The 15,252-nt window shown below is 61.0% G+C and carries 15 protein-coding genes; 9 read left to right on the plus strand and 6 right to left on the minus strand.

The genetic code is table 11. The features are described from left to right. Positions 1-94: 94 nt before the first annotated feature. The 6 genes from V2B23_RS20905 to urtA are packed head-to-tail and all read right to left on the minus strand — an operon-like array spanning position 95 to position 5,607. Positions 95-796: a GntR family transcriptional regulator gene (locus V2B23_RS20905; RefSeq protein ID WP_430952100.1), complete on the minus strand. Its 702-nt coding sequence runs from the start codon at positions 794-796 to the stop codon at positions 95-97. 1 nt (position 797) lies between these two features. Beyond that, positions 798-1,490 carry an urea ABC transporter ATP-binding subunit UrtE gene (urtE, locus tag V2B23_RS20910; RefSeq protein ID WP_430952101.1) on the minus strand — a complete coding sequence of 231 codons (693 nt, stop codon included), beginning with the start codon at positions 1,488-1,490 and terminating at the stop codon, positions 798-800. Between the two features lie 3 nt (positions 1,491-1,493). Continuing rightward, entirely contained in the window at positions 1,494-2,312 is an 819-nt protein-coding gene (gene urtD / locus V2B23_RS20915) for an urea ABC transporter ATP-binding protein UrtD (protein ID WP_033235556.1), read from the minus strand. Next, complete coding sequence (gene urtC, locus V2B23_RS20920) at positions 2,309-3,415, minus strand: urea ABC transporter permease subunit UrtC (protein WP_430952102.1); 1,107 nt, start codon at positions 3,413-3,415, stop codon at positions 2,309-2,311. Before urtC ends, urtD begins: the two co-directional genes overlap by 4 nt. Continuing rightward, positions 3,412-4,296 (minus strand): urea ABC transporter permease subunit UrtB, encoded by an 885-nt coding sequence (gene urtB, locus V2B23_RS20925; RefSeq protein ID WP_033235554.1) that lies wholly within the window; start codon positions 4,294-4,296, stop codon positions 3,412-3,414. Before urtB ends, urtC begins: the two co-directional genes overlap by 4 nt. Positions 4,297-4,344: 48 nt before the next feature. Next, on the minus strand, positions 4,345-5,607 hold the full coding sequence (gene urtA, locus V2B23_RS20930; protein WP_430952103.1) for an urea ABC transporter substrate-binding protein: 1,263 nt from the start codon (positions 5,605-5,607) through the stop codon (positions 4,345-4,347). A 320-nt stretch (positions 5,608-5,927) separates the two neighbouring features. On the opposite strand from urtA, the gene V2B23_RS20935 reads away from it, so the two are divergent. The 9 genes from V2B23_RS20935 (at position 5,928) to V2B23_RS20975 (ending at position 15,244) form a co-directional block, all read left to right on the plus strand. Next, a complete protein-coding gene (locus V2B23_RS20935; RefSeq protein ID WP_430952104.1) occupies positions 5,928-6,671 on the plus strand; it encodes a TetR/AcrR family transcriptional regulator in 744 nt (247 codons plus the stop codon). 117 nt (positions 6,672-6,788) lie between these two features. Beyond that, the gene (locus V2B23_RS20940) at positions 6,789-7,973 is read left to right on the plus strand and encodes an ABC transporter substrate-binding protein (protein ID WP_430952105.1); all 1,185 of its coding nucleotides are present in this window, start codon (positions 6,789-6,791) and stop codon (positions 7,971-7,973) included. 15 nt (positions 7,974-7,988) lie between these two features. Next, entirely contained in the window at positions 7,989-8,864 is an 876-nt protein-coding gene (locus V2B23_RS20945; protein WP_430952106.1) for a branched-chain amino acid ABC transporter permease, read from the plus strand. Beyond that, entirely contained in the window at positions 8,864-9,868 is a 1,005-nt protein-coding gene (locus V2B23_RS20950; protein ID WP_430952107.1) for a branched-chain amino acid ABC transporter permease, read from the plus strand. Before V2B23_RS20945 ends, V2B23_RS20950 begins: the two co-directional genes overlap by 1 nt. After that, positions 9,865-10,659 carry an ABC transporter ATP-binding protein gene (locus V2B23_RS20955; RefSeq protein WP_430952108.1) on the plus strand — a complete coding sequence of 265 codons (795 nt, stop codon included), beginning with the start codon at positions 9,865-9,867 and terminating at the stop codon, positions 10,657-10,659. Before V2B23_RS20950 ends, V2B23_RS20955 begins: the two co-directional genes overlap by 4 nt. Continuing rightward, positions 10,643-11,344: an ABC transporter ATP-binding protein gene (locus V2B23_RS20960; protein WP_430952109.1), complete on the plus strand. Its 702-nt coding sequence runs from the start codon at positions 10,643-10,645 to the stop codon at positions 11,342-11,344. Before V2B23_RS20955 ends, V2B23_RS20960 begins: the two co-directional genes overlap by 17 nt. A gap of 9 nt (positions 11,345-11,353) precedes the next feature. Then, positions 11,354-13,000, plus strand: a complete 1,647-nt coding sequence (locus tag V2B23_RS20965; protein WP_430952110.1) for a class I adenylate-forming enzyme family protein — start codon at positions 11,354-11,356, stop codon at positions 12,998-13,000. 137 nt (positions 13,001-13,137) lie between these two features. Next, the gene (locus V2B23_RS20970; protein WP_430952111.1) at positions 13,138-14,088 is read left to right on the plus strand and encodes an alpha/beta hydrolase; all 951 of its coding nucleotides are present in this window, start codon (positions 13,138-13,140) and stop codon (positions 14,086-14,088) included. Between the two features lie 133 nt (positions 14,089-14,221). Continuing rightward, the gene (locus V2B23_RS20975) at positions 14,222-15,244 is read left to right on the plus strand and encodes an alpha/beta hydrolase (protein WP_430952112.1); all 1,023 of its coding nucleotides are present in this window, start codon (positions 14,222-14,224) and stop codon (positions 15,242-15,244) included. Positions 15,245-15,252: the final 8 nt, after the last annotated feature.

Genomic DNA, 15,252 nt, shown 5'->3' on the forward strand with positions numbered 1-15,252 from the left:
ACCTTTCGAGGCGGCAGAAAACAGTTGTTGTGAAGTGCAACCGCCCGGAGTCCATTCCTATTTCCTCACCACACAAAATATCGAAATGCGCCCGTCAGTATCGAACCGCACTCGCCAGTGCCGCCAACGAGAGTGCCTGTCGAGCGTGCTCGACAACCACGAGCCTGCCGTCGTCGATGTGCGCCCGCAACGACTCGAATGCCTGTGGCAGTTTGTTGTCGAGAACAAGTTCGGCTATCGCGATGTGCTCTTCGACCGTCGCTTCGATCCCGGCGGGTGTCAGGTAGTCGAACATCCGAACTGGCCGGATTTTGGCATTGACGGTTGCCAAGGCCTCTGTCAGTGCGGGATTTCCGGCCGATACCAGCAGCGCTGTATGAAACTCCTCGTCGAGAGTGACAAAGCCGGCGTCCGGTTCGAGTGACTGGGTGCGCAACGCATACCACTTCTCCAGTTCGGGACCCAGAATATCGGCATCGTGCCGGGCGCACTCGGTGTCGAGCACCCGGCGAATTCCTTGTAGTTCGAGCAATATTCGTAGCTCGTACAATCCGTTGAGATCTTCCAGGCGTGGCCGATACGGATACAGCCCATGCTCGCCGCGTTGAACCAGACCGTCGGATTGCAAGCGGGCCAGAGCTTCTCGCACCGGAGTTCTCGAAACCCCGTAGATCTGCGCGAGTCGCTCCTCGCTCAGCCGTTCCGTCGGCGTGATCTTCCCGGCCATCAGATCGGCCCGGATCGCCTGATACACCTGATCCCGCAGCGATCCGGTCGAATGTTCGACGGCGGACATGTCAGATGGCCATCGCTCGTCGGACGGCGTCAGTGGATGTGGTGCCTCCCTCTCCGGTCGACGTCACATGACCGGCCGCGAGAACGCTGTAGTGCTGCGCTGACTGGAGCGCAAATCCGATGTGCTGTTCCACCAGGAGGACTCCGAGATCGCCGCGGTTGGTGAGGTCGATGATGGTGCGTTCGATCTCGGCGACGACGTTGGGTTGGATGCCTTCGGTGGGTTCGTCGAGGATCAGAATCTTCGGCTCGGTGATGAGGGCGCGGGCGATGGCGAGCTGTTGTCGTTGCCCACCCGACAGCAACCCGGCTCGGCGGTCGAGGAGTGTGGTCAGTGCGGGAAACATATCCAATGCTTCTGCAATCAGTGCCTTTCCGCGTTTGCGGCCGTCCGCGACAACCTGAAGGTTCTCGGCCGTGGTGAGTTGGCCGAAGGATTGTTGTCCTTGGGGGACATAGGCGAGGCCTCGGTTGACGCGGGCACTCGGCCGCATGGCCGTGATGTCTTCGCCGTTCAGGAGGATCGTTCCACTGGTCGGTTTGATCAACCCGACAGCGGCTCGGAGCAATGTCGTCTTTCCGGCGCCGTTGTGGCCCATGACGGCGGCGACACCGTTGCCCGGAACGGTGAGCGAGATTCCGTGGATGACTTCGGTGCGTCCGTATCCGGCGCGGACGTCCTTGATTTCAAGCATGATTCACTCCTCGCCGTGAGGCACAGCCGCAGCGGTGCCGAGGTAGACCTCTTGGACTTTGGGATCGGCCTGAACTTGCGCGACAGTTCCTTCCGCAAGAACCTTGCCTGCTGCGAGGACGGTGACCGAGGTGGCAAATGCTCGCATGAAGTCCATGTCGTGCTCGACGACAACCACGGTGCGTGCACCACCGATACGACGCAGGAGGTTGCCGGTTTCCTCGCGCTCTTCCAGGCTCATTCCGGCGACGGGTTCGTCGAGCAGGAGCACCGAACAGTTCTGTACCAGAAGCATTCCGATCTCGAGCCACTGTTTCTGGCCGTGCGCGAGGATCCCAGCCGGTGTGTCGCGCAGCGCTTCGAGTCCAGTGGTTTCGAGGGCTTCCTCGATTTCGGGGAGGACGGATTTGCGGGTGCGCAGCAACTCCCAGGGGGAGCGGCCTGCACCGGCAGCGATGTCCAGGTTCTGCAGGACGGAGAGTTCTTCGAAGACGCTGGCAGTCTGGAAGGTGCGGCCGACGCCGAGGCGGGCGATCTTGTGAACCTTCTTGCCCAGCAACTGTTCACCGGATTTGGTGATAGAACCCGTCGCCGGTACCAGTCCGGTGATGGCGTCGACAAGTGTGGTCTTTCCGGCGCCGTTGGGTCCGATCAGAAAGCGAAGGTCACCCTGCATCAGTGTCAGGTCCACACTGTCGACGGCCTTGAATCCGTCGAAGCTGACGCTCAAGTTCCGCACTTCCAGGTATTCGGAAGACATTCCGGCATTGCCGCCCAGTACGGGGTTCGGTGCGCTTGTGTCGGTTGTACCGGTGCTGGTCATACGGACACCTCCACAGTTTCCGGTTCGCTGATTTTCGGTGTTTCGGGAGTGGTCTTTTCACGCTTGCGGCGGTGACGCAGGAGCGCAAAGAGTCCGGCGACTCCGGCGGGGAAGAACCCGACGACGACGATGAACATCAGGCCCTGGGCGTAGATCCACCCCGACGGCATTTTCTCCGAGAAGGCCGACTGGGCCCAGGCCACGCCGATGGCTCCGAGGACCGGGCCGAGAAGCGTTGCGCGGCCGCCGATCGCTACACCGATGAGGAAGGCGATGGAGGGAACGATTCCGACGTCGGCGGGGGAGATGATGCCGACGATGGGCACGAACAACGCTCCGGCGATACCGGCCAGGAATGCGGCGGTGACGTAGGCGACCAGCTTGATGTTTGCCGGGTCGTATCCGAGGAAGCGCACGCGCTCTTCCTGATCTCGTACTGCGACAAGCAGTTCACCGTAGCGTGAGTTCATCAATTGCCGGATCAGGGCGACGGAGGCGAGGAGCACTCCGGAGGCGATGAAGAACAGCATCTGCTTGTTGGCGGGGTCGTTGAGGTTGAAGCCGAAGAACGTGCGGAAACGGTTGAGTCCGTTGCTGCCGCCGATGGTTTGCTGACCGATCAGCAGGATGGCGAATGCCGCTGCGAGAGCTTGCGAGAGGATCGCGAAGTATGCGCCCTTGACGCGTCGTTTGAACACGCCGAGTCCCAGGAGAAACGCGACGGTCGCGGGTAGGAACAGTACCGCGAAGATCGCGACGAACGGGGAGGCAAACGGCTGCCAATATCCGGGCAGTTCGGTCTTGCCGGCGATCGCCATGAAATCGGGTACAGCGTCACCTTTGAGTTCGGCGTCGGCGATCTTGAGGTGCATCGCCATGACGTAGGCGCCGATGCCGAAGAACACGCCTTGGCCGAGGGTGAGCATTCCGCCTCTGCCCCAGGCGAGTCCGATGCCCACCGCGACGATCGCGAAGCACAGGAACTTCCCCAGCAGGGAGAGTCGGAAGTCGGAGAGCACGGCTGGGGCAATTCCGAACAGAATGATCGCGGCGACGGCGAATCCGCCCCAGACCCGGATGCGGGGATTGGTCAGGACGCTCATACGAGGCTCCTTGTCTTGACTGCAAACAGTCCCTGGGGACGCACTTGGAGGAAGACGACGATGATGACGAACAAGATGACCTTGGCAATCGAGGCGGTGGTGGAGTATTCGATGAAGGAGTTCAGGATGCCGAGTGCAAAGGCGGCGATCACTGCGCCCTTCATCTGTCCGAGTCCGCCGACGACCACAACCAGGAACGCGTCGATCAGATACGACTGTCCGATTGTCGGGCTGGTGGAACCGATCAGGGTCAGGGCGACACCGGCCACACCGGCGAGGCCGGATCCGAGGAAGAAGGTGGTGATATCGGTACGGCGGGAAGATATTCCGCTGGTCTCGGCCAGATCCCGGTTCTGGACAACTGCGCGAATGCGCCTACCCATCGACGACTGCTTGAGTGCCAGCGACAACGCGATCACCGCCGCGATTGCCAGCACCAGAATGAAGATGCGGGTTTTCGGAACTACGGCGCCGAGGATGTCGACGCCACCCGAAAGCCACGACGGTGCGGTGGTGTTGACGGCGGGAGCACCGAAGATGTCGCGCGCCAACTGCTGAAGGATCAGTCCGACGCCGAACGTCACCAACAACGTATCGAGCGGGCGGTGGTACATCCGTGACACCAGAAGCACTTCCAGTGCCACACCCATCAATCCGCCGACGATGAAACCGACCAGTAGAGAGATGATCAACGAACCGGTTGCATTGGAGATTACCTGCTGTACAACGTAGGCCGTGTACGAGCCGGCCATGATGAATTCGCCGTGGGCCATGTTGATGACACCCATTTGGCCAAACGTGAGCGATAGTCCCAATGCAGCCAATAACAGAATCGAGCCGATGCTCAAGCCTGTGAACAGCTGTCCGATCACAACATCCATGACAGACGTTCCACCTCTCTACCAGTCGGTTTCATTGCGGTCAGGTTGTTATTTGCTGGCGCCGAGACCCGAGGCCCACGGGTAGCTCTCGAGGTACGGGTCGGGCTCGATGGGCTGACCGGAATCCCAGACTGTGTAGATCAGTCCGTCGCTTCGGATTTCACCGATGCGGGCGGTCTTGGTGATGTGGTGGTTGTCTCCGTCGATGGTGACCAGGCCTTCGGGAGCCTCGAAGGTCACACCGTCGGCGTTGTCCTGAATATCCTTGACAGCAAAGGAATTGGCCTTCTCGACCGTGTTCTTCCACAGGTACACCGAGGTGTACGCAGCTTCCATGGGATCGGACGTCGGCTTGTTCTGGCCGTACTTCGCCTTGTATGCCGCGACGAACTTGTTGTTCTCCGGGGTGTCGATGGTCTGGTAGTAGTTCCAGGCCGTCAGCTGTCCTTCGACGTTCTGCACGCCGATGCCGCCGATCTCTTCCTCTGCGATGGACACCGAGACCACCGGCATGTCGGCCGGCTTGAGCCCCACATTGGTGTACTCGCGGAAGAATGCGACGTTCGAATCGCCGTTGAGCGTGTTGAATACGGCGTCGGCGTCGGCCGTGCGCACTTTGTTGACGATGGTGGAGAAGTCGGTCGAACCGAGCGGCGTGTAGTCCTCGCCCTTGATCTCGATGCCGTTGGCGGCCGCGTATGCCTTGATGATGCGATTGGCGGTCTGTGGGAAGACGTAGTCACTTCCGACCAGGTAGAGCGACTTGGCGCCCTTTTCCTTCAGGTAGTCCAGTGCCGGGATGATCTGCTGATTGGTCGTAGCGCCCGTGTAGAAGATGTTCTTGGAATCCTCGAGGCCCTCGTACTGAACGGGGTAGTAGAGGAGCGAATTGTTGTCTTCGAAGACCGGAAGCATGGCCTTGCGGCTCGACGACGTCCAGCCGCCGAAAACTGCTGCGACACAGTCGCTGCTGATGAGCTTCTCTGCTTTTTCTGCGAATACCGTCGGCTCGGATGCGCCGTCTTCGGCGACGATCTGAACCTTCTTACCCAAAACGCCACCGGCGTCGTTGATCTCCTGAACTGCGAGTGCAATCGAATCGCGCACTGTCACTTCACTGATGGCCATGGTGCCGGACAACGAGTTGAGTGAACCGACCTTGATCGTGTCGCCGGCGGTGTCGACGCACGATGCTGCCGTGGTGTCTCCCGACGTGGTGTCAGAGGCTTTGCTTCCGCAACCGGTGAGTACCAAACCCAGAGCTGCAAGAGCTGCCGGAGCGGCGAGGGTGCGCTTCGAGAAGGTTCGCATTGACGGCCTTTCGTCTTCATGACTTCGGTACCTGGCTTTCCACCTACGTGAAAACAGGTGCGTGGCTACAGGTACATCGCTTCGGGGAACGGACTACCGGATGTGATGTATCCGGTTCGCGTATACGGCGTTGTATTCGTCGATGCGGAGAAGCGTAGGGAGAACTTGTTTCTGAAAGAAATAGACTCGATCACCATCGTGTGTCCGATATGTCGGTTAGATGAACGGGTGCTCACGCCGCAGGTCAGAGCAGGCTCGGTGTTAGCATCCTCGATATTCGATCAAGCATTCGCTTGACGATTGATGAGGGGATTAGACCAGTGCGTTCGACCCGACGGGAAGAGATACTCACTCACGCGGCTAAATTGTTCAGCGAGCGTGGTATCGCGGCAACGACGGTGCGAGATATCGCCGACGAGGTCGGAATTCTGTCCGGAAGCCTCTATCACTACTTCGAGTCCAAGGATGCGATGGCGCACGAAATAGTCGTGCGTTTCCTCGAAGATCTCAACATCAGATACGAGGACTCGATCGAACCTGGCGGATCGGCTCGCGACCGGTTGGCGTCCATGGTCGAGGTGTCGTTCAATACCGCGCTCGACCACCCGTACGCCACCGAGGTCTATCAAGGCGAAGCGATTCTGTCGTCCCAGCCGTCCGACGCGCCGATCACCGTTGCGGTCCAGAAGGCGCACAGCTACTGGCGCACGGCAATTGCGCGTGGAGTTGCCGACGGGGAGTTTCGCGAAGACATCGATCCCGAGCAGTTTCATCGCTTGATGCGGGAGTCGGTGTGGTCGACGGTGGCTCAATATCGTTCGCAGTTGGCTGAGTTGGCGCCGGAACTGCAGCGGAATTTGATCCTTGTGTTTCTCGACGGTTTTGCCCTCCGTGGCGACGCCTACGCAGCGCCTGCTCGGGTGAAGGTCTCCACCGACATTGTCGACGTTGCACCGCCGGTCGGTGAGGTTGCCGAACTACGTTCGGACGTGGACGAGTTGAAGTCGGTGATCCGCGATCTGAGCACCGCGATTCGTGATCTTCAGGCCGAACAACGGGGCTGATCGCCCCCTATCTACGGCGGTTTTGACTATCGGTGTGACCCAGTGCATACTTCTGCCCAGCTTCGTGAATCAAGCGCTTGTTTGATTTACCAAATACTCTTTGGACAGGAGTGGGATGTGAGACTCGGGAAGGCGATAGCCTTAGCCGCGGCAGTCGTACTCGGGACGGGTGCGTGTGCGTCCGCCGGAGTCATTCCGGATGACGAGATCGTGATTGGGCTGGACGAGGATTCGACCGGGCCTGGCGCGTCGTACAGCACCATTGCGGGCAAGACGGTCCGCCTGAGCGTCGACTTGATCAACCAGGCAGGCGGGATCAACGGCAAACCCGTACGCCTGGTCGTCGAGAACGACGAGAGCAGTCCCACCAAGACGCCGTCGATCATTCGGAAGTTGGTGGATCAGGGCGCGAGTGCCGTCATTCTGGCGACCGGCAGTGGCTCGGTCCTGCAGGCGAAATCGATTCTCGAGCAGTCGAAGATCCCGGCGATTGCGCCCGTTGTCCTCAGCGACGCGTTTGCGTCCCCTCCTGGCAACGACTATTCGTTCATGATTCCCAACTCGCTCAAGCAGTACGCCGAGGTGTATTGCGGAGCGTTCGAGAAGTTGGGCTACAGCTCGCTCGGAATCCTCGGGGACGCAAGCGCTTCCATCGACGGCATCATCAAGACGCTGCGTCCGGCACTGGAGAGGTGCGCAACGGTCACCGCCGTCGAGAAGGCCCCGGTGGACGCAGCGGACATCACCGCGCAGGTGTCGCGACTCGCGGAAACGAAGCCTGACGCCATTCTGGTGGCCAGTATCGGTGGGCACTTCGAGATTCTCGCGCACAACACACTCTCCAAGATCGTCCCCGAGACGCAACGGTTCTCCCTGGCCTCCATCGGAAATCAGCCGGCGTCGTGGGCTTTGGCCGATCCGAAGGCGCTCAGTGGCATGGTCTACATGGGATCGCTCAGCGCCGACAATGCGCGAACTGCCGCGCTGACCGAGAAGGTCCGGGCGGTCAAGGGCGCCGACTACCAGTTGACTGCCTACGACGCACAATCCTATGACGCGGTCATGATGCTGGCGAAGGCCATCGAGATTGCCGGTGATCATCGGGACCGGACCGCCGTTCGTGATGCACTCCAGCAGGTTTCGGGTCTTCCCTCCAGTTTCGGCCAGGACGATCTGACACTGTCCTTCAGCCCGGGCGACCACTTGGCCCCGGACAGCCTGTGCGGACTGGTGCTCGTCGAATTCGGTGACGACAACAAACCTGCCCATCCGTGGGATTCCTATCAGCCCCCGTGCGGATAACCGAGGAGCCTGGACATGACAGATGCACAACTCTGGCTTGCAGCCATCGAGATCGGTGCTTTCTTCTCGTTGATCGCTTTGGGGATGTACCTCGTGGTGGTCGGCGCGGATTTCTTCAACTTCGCGATGGGTCCGTACGCCATGGCAGCGGCTATGGCGAGCAGTTGGATCGCGATCAATCACGGGCTGGCTTTGTGGTTGGCCATGCCACTGGGAATTGCTGTTGCGGTCGGGCTTTCGGTACTGACCGAAAAGCTCGTGGTGAAGCAGGTTCAGAAGCGCTCGGGACGTGGTGAGCTGCCGGCCCTGGTGGCCGTGACGGCGGTGCTCTTCGGTATTCAGCAGCTTGCGGGAACCGTGTTCGGGCGGACGCCGCTGCCGGGGCAGAAGATCTTCGATTTCGATCCGATCACCGTTGCCGGTGCAACGCTCGACAGCGCGACCGTAGTTCTGATCGTGGCCACCGCGCTCGTGTTCATCGGAATCGGACTGTGGCTGAACACGTCCACCGCCGGCCGGTTGCTGCGCGCCGTGGGCGACAACCCTGAGGCAGCACGGGTACTGGGCTTGCCGGTTGACCGTGTTCGACTGATCGCCTTCACACTCGCGGGTGTCATCGCCGCGATCGCCGGACTGTTGTTCGCCCCCAAGGCCGGTGTGCAGTTCACCAGTGGATTGTCCTGGACGCTTACCGCTTTCATCGCGCTGGTCATCGGTGGTACCGGACGTAGCTGGGCACCGCTGATCGGCGGAATGTTGCTGGGCATCGTTCAGGTGTTCGCGCCGTACTACTTCGGTGCCAGCGCCGCACAGACCGCGATCCTCCTGATCGCGCTGGTCTTCTTCGCCTTCCGCCCGGAAGGTCTGCTCTCGAGAAAGGTGCGCGTCTGATGGGTGCGATAACCACACCTCGCGCGATCAGGTCGCGAGCGCGGCTCGGCAACGTGTCGCGAGAAGCCCTCATTACGGTGAGTGTTGTTGCCGTACTCCTCCTGTGGATGGGGCCGAGCCTGTACCGGCAGGACCTCATCTTCCTGGCCGCGACGTACTCGTTGATTGCGCTGGGGATGTATGTTCCCTTCGTTCTGGCAGGTTCCCTGTCGATGGCCTACAGCGCCTATGCGGCGATCGGGGCTTACGCGGTTGCCTTGATGTCGGTGAAGACCGGGATGTCGATGTGGTGGGGTTGGCTCATCGGCGCACTGGTCGCGGCGTGTGTGGCGGTGCTGCTCAGTCTTGCCACGCAGAAGCTTTCAGGGTTCTACCTCGCTGCTGTGACTCTGCTTTTCGGAATTGCCTTCGAGCACTGGCTCATCGACGGACCGAGTTTTACCGGCGGTTCGGCGGGAATCTCCGGCGTCGCGGCCCTGACGATGTTCGGTTGGGAACCACCTCGATATTCGTTGGTCGTGTTCGCGATTCTGTTCGTGTGCGTCATCGCCGTTGCAGTCGATCGACTGCGGAAGTCCGTGTGGGGCCTGATGTTGCAGGCTTCGCGGGACAATCGGAACGTCGCCAGGTCTTCCGGCGTCAACCCGATGCACTTGACCGTCGTGGCACTGGCCATCGGCGCAGCGATCGCGTCGACCGGGGGATCGCTCTTCACCGTCTCCGTTCAAGCGGTGACGCCGGAAACCTTCACTCTCAGCATCGTCTTCCTTGCTATCTTCATGCCGATCATCGGTGGCCGCGGCTCCGCGTGGGGTGCGCCGCTCGGCGCTCTCATCGTGGTGATCGTGACACTGAACATGCCCGGATATCAGGGCAGTGGTGAACTCCTGCTTGCCGGTGCGGTTCTGGTCATCCTGATCGTCGCTCCTGGCGGCGTGATCGGTTGGTCGCGCGCGTTGATCGACCGTCTGACTGCCACCTACCAGGAGCGTGATTCCCGATGACCGATCCGTTGCTCGAGGTTCGTGGGCTCCACAAGTCCTACGGCGGTGTGCGTGCTGTCGACGACGTGTCGTTCAGTGTCGGTCGGGGTGAGGTGATCGGTCTGGTCGGTCCGAACGGCGCCGGCAAGACCACACTCGTCGACTGCATCTTCGGTACTCAACAAGCCGATTCCGGAACGGTGACCCTGGCCGGTAAGTCCCTGAGCGGCCCCTCGGAACGCCGTGCCAGGCAGGGGCTCTCGCGGACATTCCAGCACCCGCAGTTGGCACTCGAACTCAATGCCGTCGACAACATTATTCCAGGACTGTACGGGCACAGGATCACCTCGCCTCTGCACTCGCTGTGGTGGGCGATCAAGGGTCCGTTCGAGAACTGGGACAAAGCGTCGGACCAGGCTTCGGCACTGGCGCGGGAGTATTCGATCACCGACACCGAAAGCGCGTGTGGTGATCTGAGTCTGGGTGCGCAGCGGTTGGTCGAGGTTGCGCGTGCGATGGCAACCGGTCCGGAGGTGCTGCTCCTGGACGAACCGTTTGCCGGCGCGGATCACGACGGTATCGATGCGATTTCGGGTGCAGTCCGTTCCATTGCCGCGCAGGGCCAGGGAGTTGTTCTCGTCGATCACAACGTCGATCTGATCGCTGAACTCGCGACAACGGTGGTCCTGCTGAACTTCGGCGGCGTCGCTTTCTACGGGCCGCCGCAGGAATGCCTGTCCAGCGACGCGATGCGTGAGGTGTATTTCGGTTCACACGACGAAGAGGGTGTGAGCAATGCTCGAGGTCGATAAGGTCACTGTCCGTTACGGATCGGCCATCGCGGTGCGCGACGTCAGCTTCGTCGCTCCGCCCGGTCAGGTCACCGCGCTGGTCGGACCGAACGGTGCGGGCAAGACTTCTCTGATGGGTGCGATCTACGGTTCCGTACCGGCGTCCGGGCGCATATCCGTCGACGGTCGCAGGGTCGAGAAGATGTCGGCGCTCGAACGCGCACGCAGCGGTTTTGCCTATGTTCCGCAGGGACGGCAGTTGTTCATGCGCATGTCGGTACGCGAAAATCTACGAGTGGGCGCCGATCTCCTGGGTCTCACAGCGGACGCGGTGGATTCGGCTTTTGCGCGCTTTCCCATTCTGAAAGAGCGCGCCGACAGTTTTGCCGGGGTCCTCAGTGGTGGTGAGCAGCAGATGCTGGTTCTGGGCCGGGCGTTGCTGGCAAAACCGTCGTTGCTGCTGCTCGACGAGATGATGACCGGTCTCGCGCCCAAGATCGTGGCTGAATTACGCACGCTTGTAGGACAACTGGCATCGGAAGGGGTTACGGTGATTGTGGCCGAGCCCGCTTTGTCTGCATTGAAGGCGGTCGTGGACCGTGGGTACGTGATGCAACGCGGCGAGATTGTGCGCGAATGCGCCGCCGCTTCGCTGGATGCTGCTTACAAATTGTCGATGGGCGTGCACAGCGCCGAGGGGAGATGAACGACGATCATGCAGGAACCCACAACGTTGGACGTGGCTATCGGCGAGTTTGCCCTCGATCCTGATCGATTTTCCGGCGTCAGTATCAGTGAAATAGTCCGTCACTGGTCGGAGACCATCCCGGATCGCACGGCCTTTATTACCCCGACTTCGCGAATCTCGTGGGCGCAGTACGACGCGGCCGCGGACGCCATTGCGTCGGCGCTCGAGCTCTCCAGTGAGGGATACGGGCATGTAGCGGTACTGCTTCCGGACACCATGGTGTTCCACGCCGCGCTGTGTGCCGCGTACCGGACCGGCCGGGTGGCCGTGGGAATCGGATCGCGATCCGGGCTCCGCGAGATCTCACATCTGATCGAACGTTCCGACGCCACAGTCCTGGTGACGACGCGATCTTTGCGCGGTGTCGACACCGCGGAGTTGATCTCACAACTGCGACAGGCGCATCCCACCCTGGACGTGGTGTTTGCCGACGACACCGGAGCCGTGAGCTTCGAACGGGCGGCCGCGGTGGGGGGCGTTGTTTCTCTTCCGGTGCCGACGCGGGTATTCGAGGCCTCGAGCCCGACCTTCTCGACGGCTGCCGTGTCCATGCTGAACTCGACGTCCGGCACCACCGGCCTTCCGAAGCTGGTGACCCAGACGGAAGATCGATGGGTTGCGTTCTCCGAGATCGGCGCAGAGGCAGCCGATGTCGGGCCGGACGAAGTCTTCCTCGGGGCGGTTCCGGCTCCCTTCGGTTTCGGCCTGTGGACGTCGCATTTCCTGCCCGCGTTGCTGGGTGCCCCCAACGTTGTCATGGAGCGATTCGACGTTGCGGTGATGATCGATCTCATCGAGCGTGAAGGTGTCACCGTGTTGAATTGTGTGAGTACACAATTCAAGATGCTGTTGCGATCCGACGCCGCTGCGACTGCAAACCTCGATTCGTTGCGCGTCATGTTCACCGGGGGAGAGGCGGTTCCGTACTCGGAGGCGCTGGCATTCGAGGAACGGACCGGGGCGTCCGTGCTGCAATTCTACGGTTCCAACGAGACCGGGGCCGTCTCCGTCACCACCGTCGACGACGACTCCGAAACTCGGTTGCGTACCTGCGGACACGTCATCGATCGGATGCAGGTTCGCGTATTCGACGACGCCGCAACAGAAGTGGTCGGATCCATGCGTCGTGGGCAACCGGCGGTCAACGGACCGTTGATGTGTCAGGGCTACTGGGGCGACGTCGATGCGAACAACGAGCTGTACACCGAAGACGGCTGGATGCTGCTCGGCGACATCGTCGAAATCGACGAGGACGGTCGCGTCCGAGTTGTGGGTCGTAAGGCCGACATCATCATTCGCGGTGGCAAGAACATCTCCGCCGTCGAAGTCGAGGAATACGTCCGTGCGCACCCGCTGGTGGATTTGGTTGCCGCGGTCGGCGTCGACGATGCACTGTTCGGGGAAAAGGTGTGCGCCGTGGTCGTGACCTCCGGCGACGAGGCACTGTCCGCGGCGGAGCTCACCGAGTGGATGCGTGAGCAGGGGATCACTCGCGAATACATTCCGGAGTACGTGATGACGTTGGCGGAGTTGCCCATGGCCGCAGGCGGAAAGGTGGCCAAAGGTGCCGTCAAGGAACTTGTGCGCGAGAAACTCGCTGAGTCGGCCTGTTGATCCGGCAACCTCGATGGTGTCGGGTTAGTCTGATTCGGACCTAGTGCCGAGCTGTCAGGACTCCGATGCCCCATCGACTCAGGACACCGATGTCCCATCGACTCAGGACACCGATGTCCCATCGACTCAGGACACCGATGTCCCATCGACTAAGGACCCTGCTTCGCAGCCCGAGGCCCGGCGCGCTGATTGTGCGCTGGGTCTTCGGCCGCGACGCCGCACAGGTCACCGACAAGCTGCGCAAACACGCGCCGGGAGGCGTCGACGCTATTCGGGATCAGCACTATCGCACCGATGACTCCGACGCCCGCTTGGACGTGTATTTCCCGGCCGGTACGCAGACGGCGCTCCCCACCGTGGTGTGGACACACGGCGGGGCCTGGATTTCCGGCGACAAGTCCAACAACGCCACGTACTACGAGTTACTTGCCTCTCGCGGTTTCACCGTGGTGTCGCTGGACTACTCCATCGGACCCGAGCATCGGTATCCGACGGCGATCGGTCAGCTCAACGACGCGCACGCCTATATCCTCGCGAACGCCGCGAGGTTGCACGTCGATCCGTCGAAGATATTTCTGGCCGGTGATTCGGCAGGTGCTCAGTTGTCGAGCCAATTGGCAACGATCATCACCAATCCCGAGTACGCGGACCTTGTCTGTGTGAAGCCGGCCTTGCGTCCGGATCAACTGCGCGGAGTTGTGCTGAACTGCGGAATCTACGATGTTGCGAACATGGTGGGCGGCCCAGGCATTATCGGCTGGGGCGTCGATCGCTCGCTGTGGGCATATACCGGTGATCGCCGTTTTGTCGATAGCGTAGCGGCGCAACAGATGTCGACGCTCCATCACGTCACGGCCGATTTCCCGCCCGCCTACATCAGTGGCGGCAATGCCGACCCACTGACAGATCGTCAGTCGAAACCGCTGGCCGACAAGCTGACTGGATTCGGCGTCAAGGTGGATACGTTGTTCTTTCCGGAAGATCACGAGCCGCCGCTCGGACATGAGTACCAGTTCAACCTCGATGGTGCAGACGGTGTGGTGGCGTTCGAGCGCACCGTGGATTTCCTGTCGGCGCGGGTTGATTGATCGTATCCCCTTGTTCTGCTTGAGAATTTGACAATCCCGGCAATCTGGTCGTTGATAGTTGACAGGCAATTACCAGGAACCGCATCTCCGCTAGCCTTGTGCCCGATGCTGTTTCCAACGCCCAGGAGTTGCCGTGCCCAAGTCGTCCACACGTCGATCGCCCAGGTGGGAGCTCGGCCTGTTGAGCGCGGTGTTCACGCTGATGATCGTCGGCGGATTGGCGACGTACTTCAGCCCATGGCCGGGGACGTTGGCAATGCGGTGGATGGCGGAAGGAAGTGCAGATTCGGTTTCCGCGACGCTGTCGGAGTTGGCTCCGTCCGGCGTCGAGTCGCGTACCGACGTGACCTACCGCGACGGCGATCCGGATGCCCTGCTCGACGTCTACTTCCCGGATTCGGCGTCGGCAGCGCTGCCCACACTCATCTGGACTCATGGTGGTAGTTGGGTCTACGGCGACAAGGAGGATTACTCGGGCTACTACAAGAGTCTTGCCGGCCAAGGGTTCACGGTTGTCTCCCTGGATTACACTCTGGGCCCGGACGCGACGTACCCGACAGTGCTCCATCAACTGAACGACGCCTATCGGTACATCACCGACAATGCCGAGCAGTTGCACGTCGATCCGAACGCGCTCTTCCTCGGCGGCGATTCTGCCGGCGGTCAGATCTCGAGCCAGATCGCTGCAATGATCACCGACCCGGTCTACGCCGCCGAAGTCGGAGTCACTCCGAGCCTGTCGCCGCAGCAGGTTCGGGGCGTCGTCTTGGACTGTGGTGTCTTCGATATGTACGAATTCCTCAATCCCGACGGCAGATTCGGGTGGACGGCAGACCGTGAATCCGTTTGGGCGTACACGGGGACCAAGGACTTCGAGAACTCACCGGCGGTCAGGCAGATGTCGACGATCAATATCGTTACATCGGCTTTCCCCCCGACCTTCATCACCGGCGGGAATGCGGACGAACTGACCGCCGGTCAGTCGAAACCGTTTGCCGACAGACTTATTCGTCTGGGCGTCGACGTCGACGCACTCTTCTACCCGGATGACTACGAACCGGCGCTCGAACACGAGTACCAGTTCGATCTGGATACTCCCGACGGGCAGATCGCCTTCGATCGCACCGTTGCATTCCTGCGCGCGCATTCGCAGTAGCGCCGAGC

The organism is Rhodococcus sp. 24CO (assembly GCF_050586165.1).
Lineage (GTDB): Bacteria > Actinomycetota > Actinomycetes > Mycobacteriales > Mycobacteriaceae > Rhodococcus_F.

Coding starts and splice junctions, on each gene's coding strand:
- V2B23_RS20905 (WP_430952100.1), bottom strand. CDS start 796: ATGTCCGCCGTCGAACATTCGACCGGATCGCTGCGGGATCAGGTGTAT.
- urtE (WP_430952101.1), bottom strand. CDS start 1,490: ATGCTTGAAATCAAGGACGTCCGCGCCGGATACGGACGCACCGAAGTC.
- urtD (WP_033235556.1), bottom strand. CDS start 2,312: ATGACCAGCACCGGTACAACCGACACAAGCGCACCGAACCCCGTACTG.
- urtC (WP_430952102.1), bottom strand. CDS start 3,415: ATGAGCGTCCTGACCAATCCCCGCATCCGGGTCTGGGGCGGATTCGCC.
- urtB (WP_033235554.1), bottom strand. CDS start 4,296: ATGGATGTTGTGATCGGACAGCTGTTCACAGGCTTGAGCATCGGCTCG.
- urtA (WP_430952103.1), bottom strand. CDS start 5,607: ATGCGAACCTTCTCGAAGCGCACCCTCGCCGCTCCGGCAGCTCTTGCA.
- V2B23_RS20945 (WP_430952106.1), top strand. CDS start 7,989: ATGACAGATGCACAACTCTGGCTTGCAGCCATCGAGATCGGTGCTTTC.
- V2B23_RS20950 (WP_430952107.1), top strand. CDS start 8,864: ATGGGTGCGATAACCACACCTCGCGCGATCAGGTCGCGAGCGCGGCTC.
- V2B23_RS20955 (WP_430952108.1), top strand. CDS start 9,865: ATGACCGATCCGTTGCTCGAGGTTCGTGGGCTCCACAAGTCCTACGGC.
- V2B23_RS20960 (WP_430952109.1), top strand. CDS start 10,643: ATGCTCGAGGTCGATAAGGTCACTGTCCGTTACGGATCGGCCATCGCG.
- V2B23_RS20965 (WP_430952110.1), top strand. CDS start 11,354: ATGCAGGAACCCACAACGTTGGACGTGGCTATCGGCGAGTTTGCCCTC.
- V2B23_RS20970 (WP_430952111.1), top strand. CDS start 13,138: ATGTCCCATCGACTAAGGACCCTGCTTCGCAGCCCGAGGCCCGGCGCG.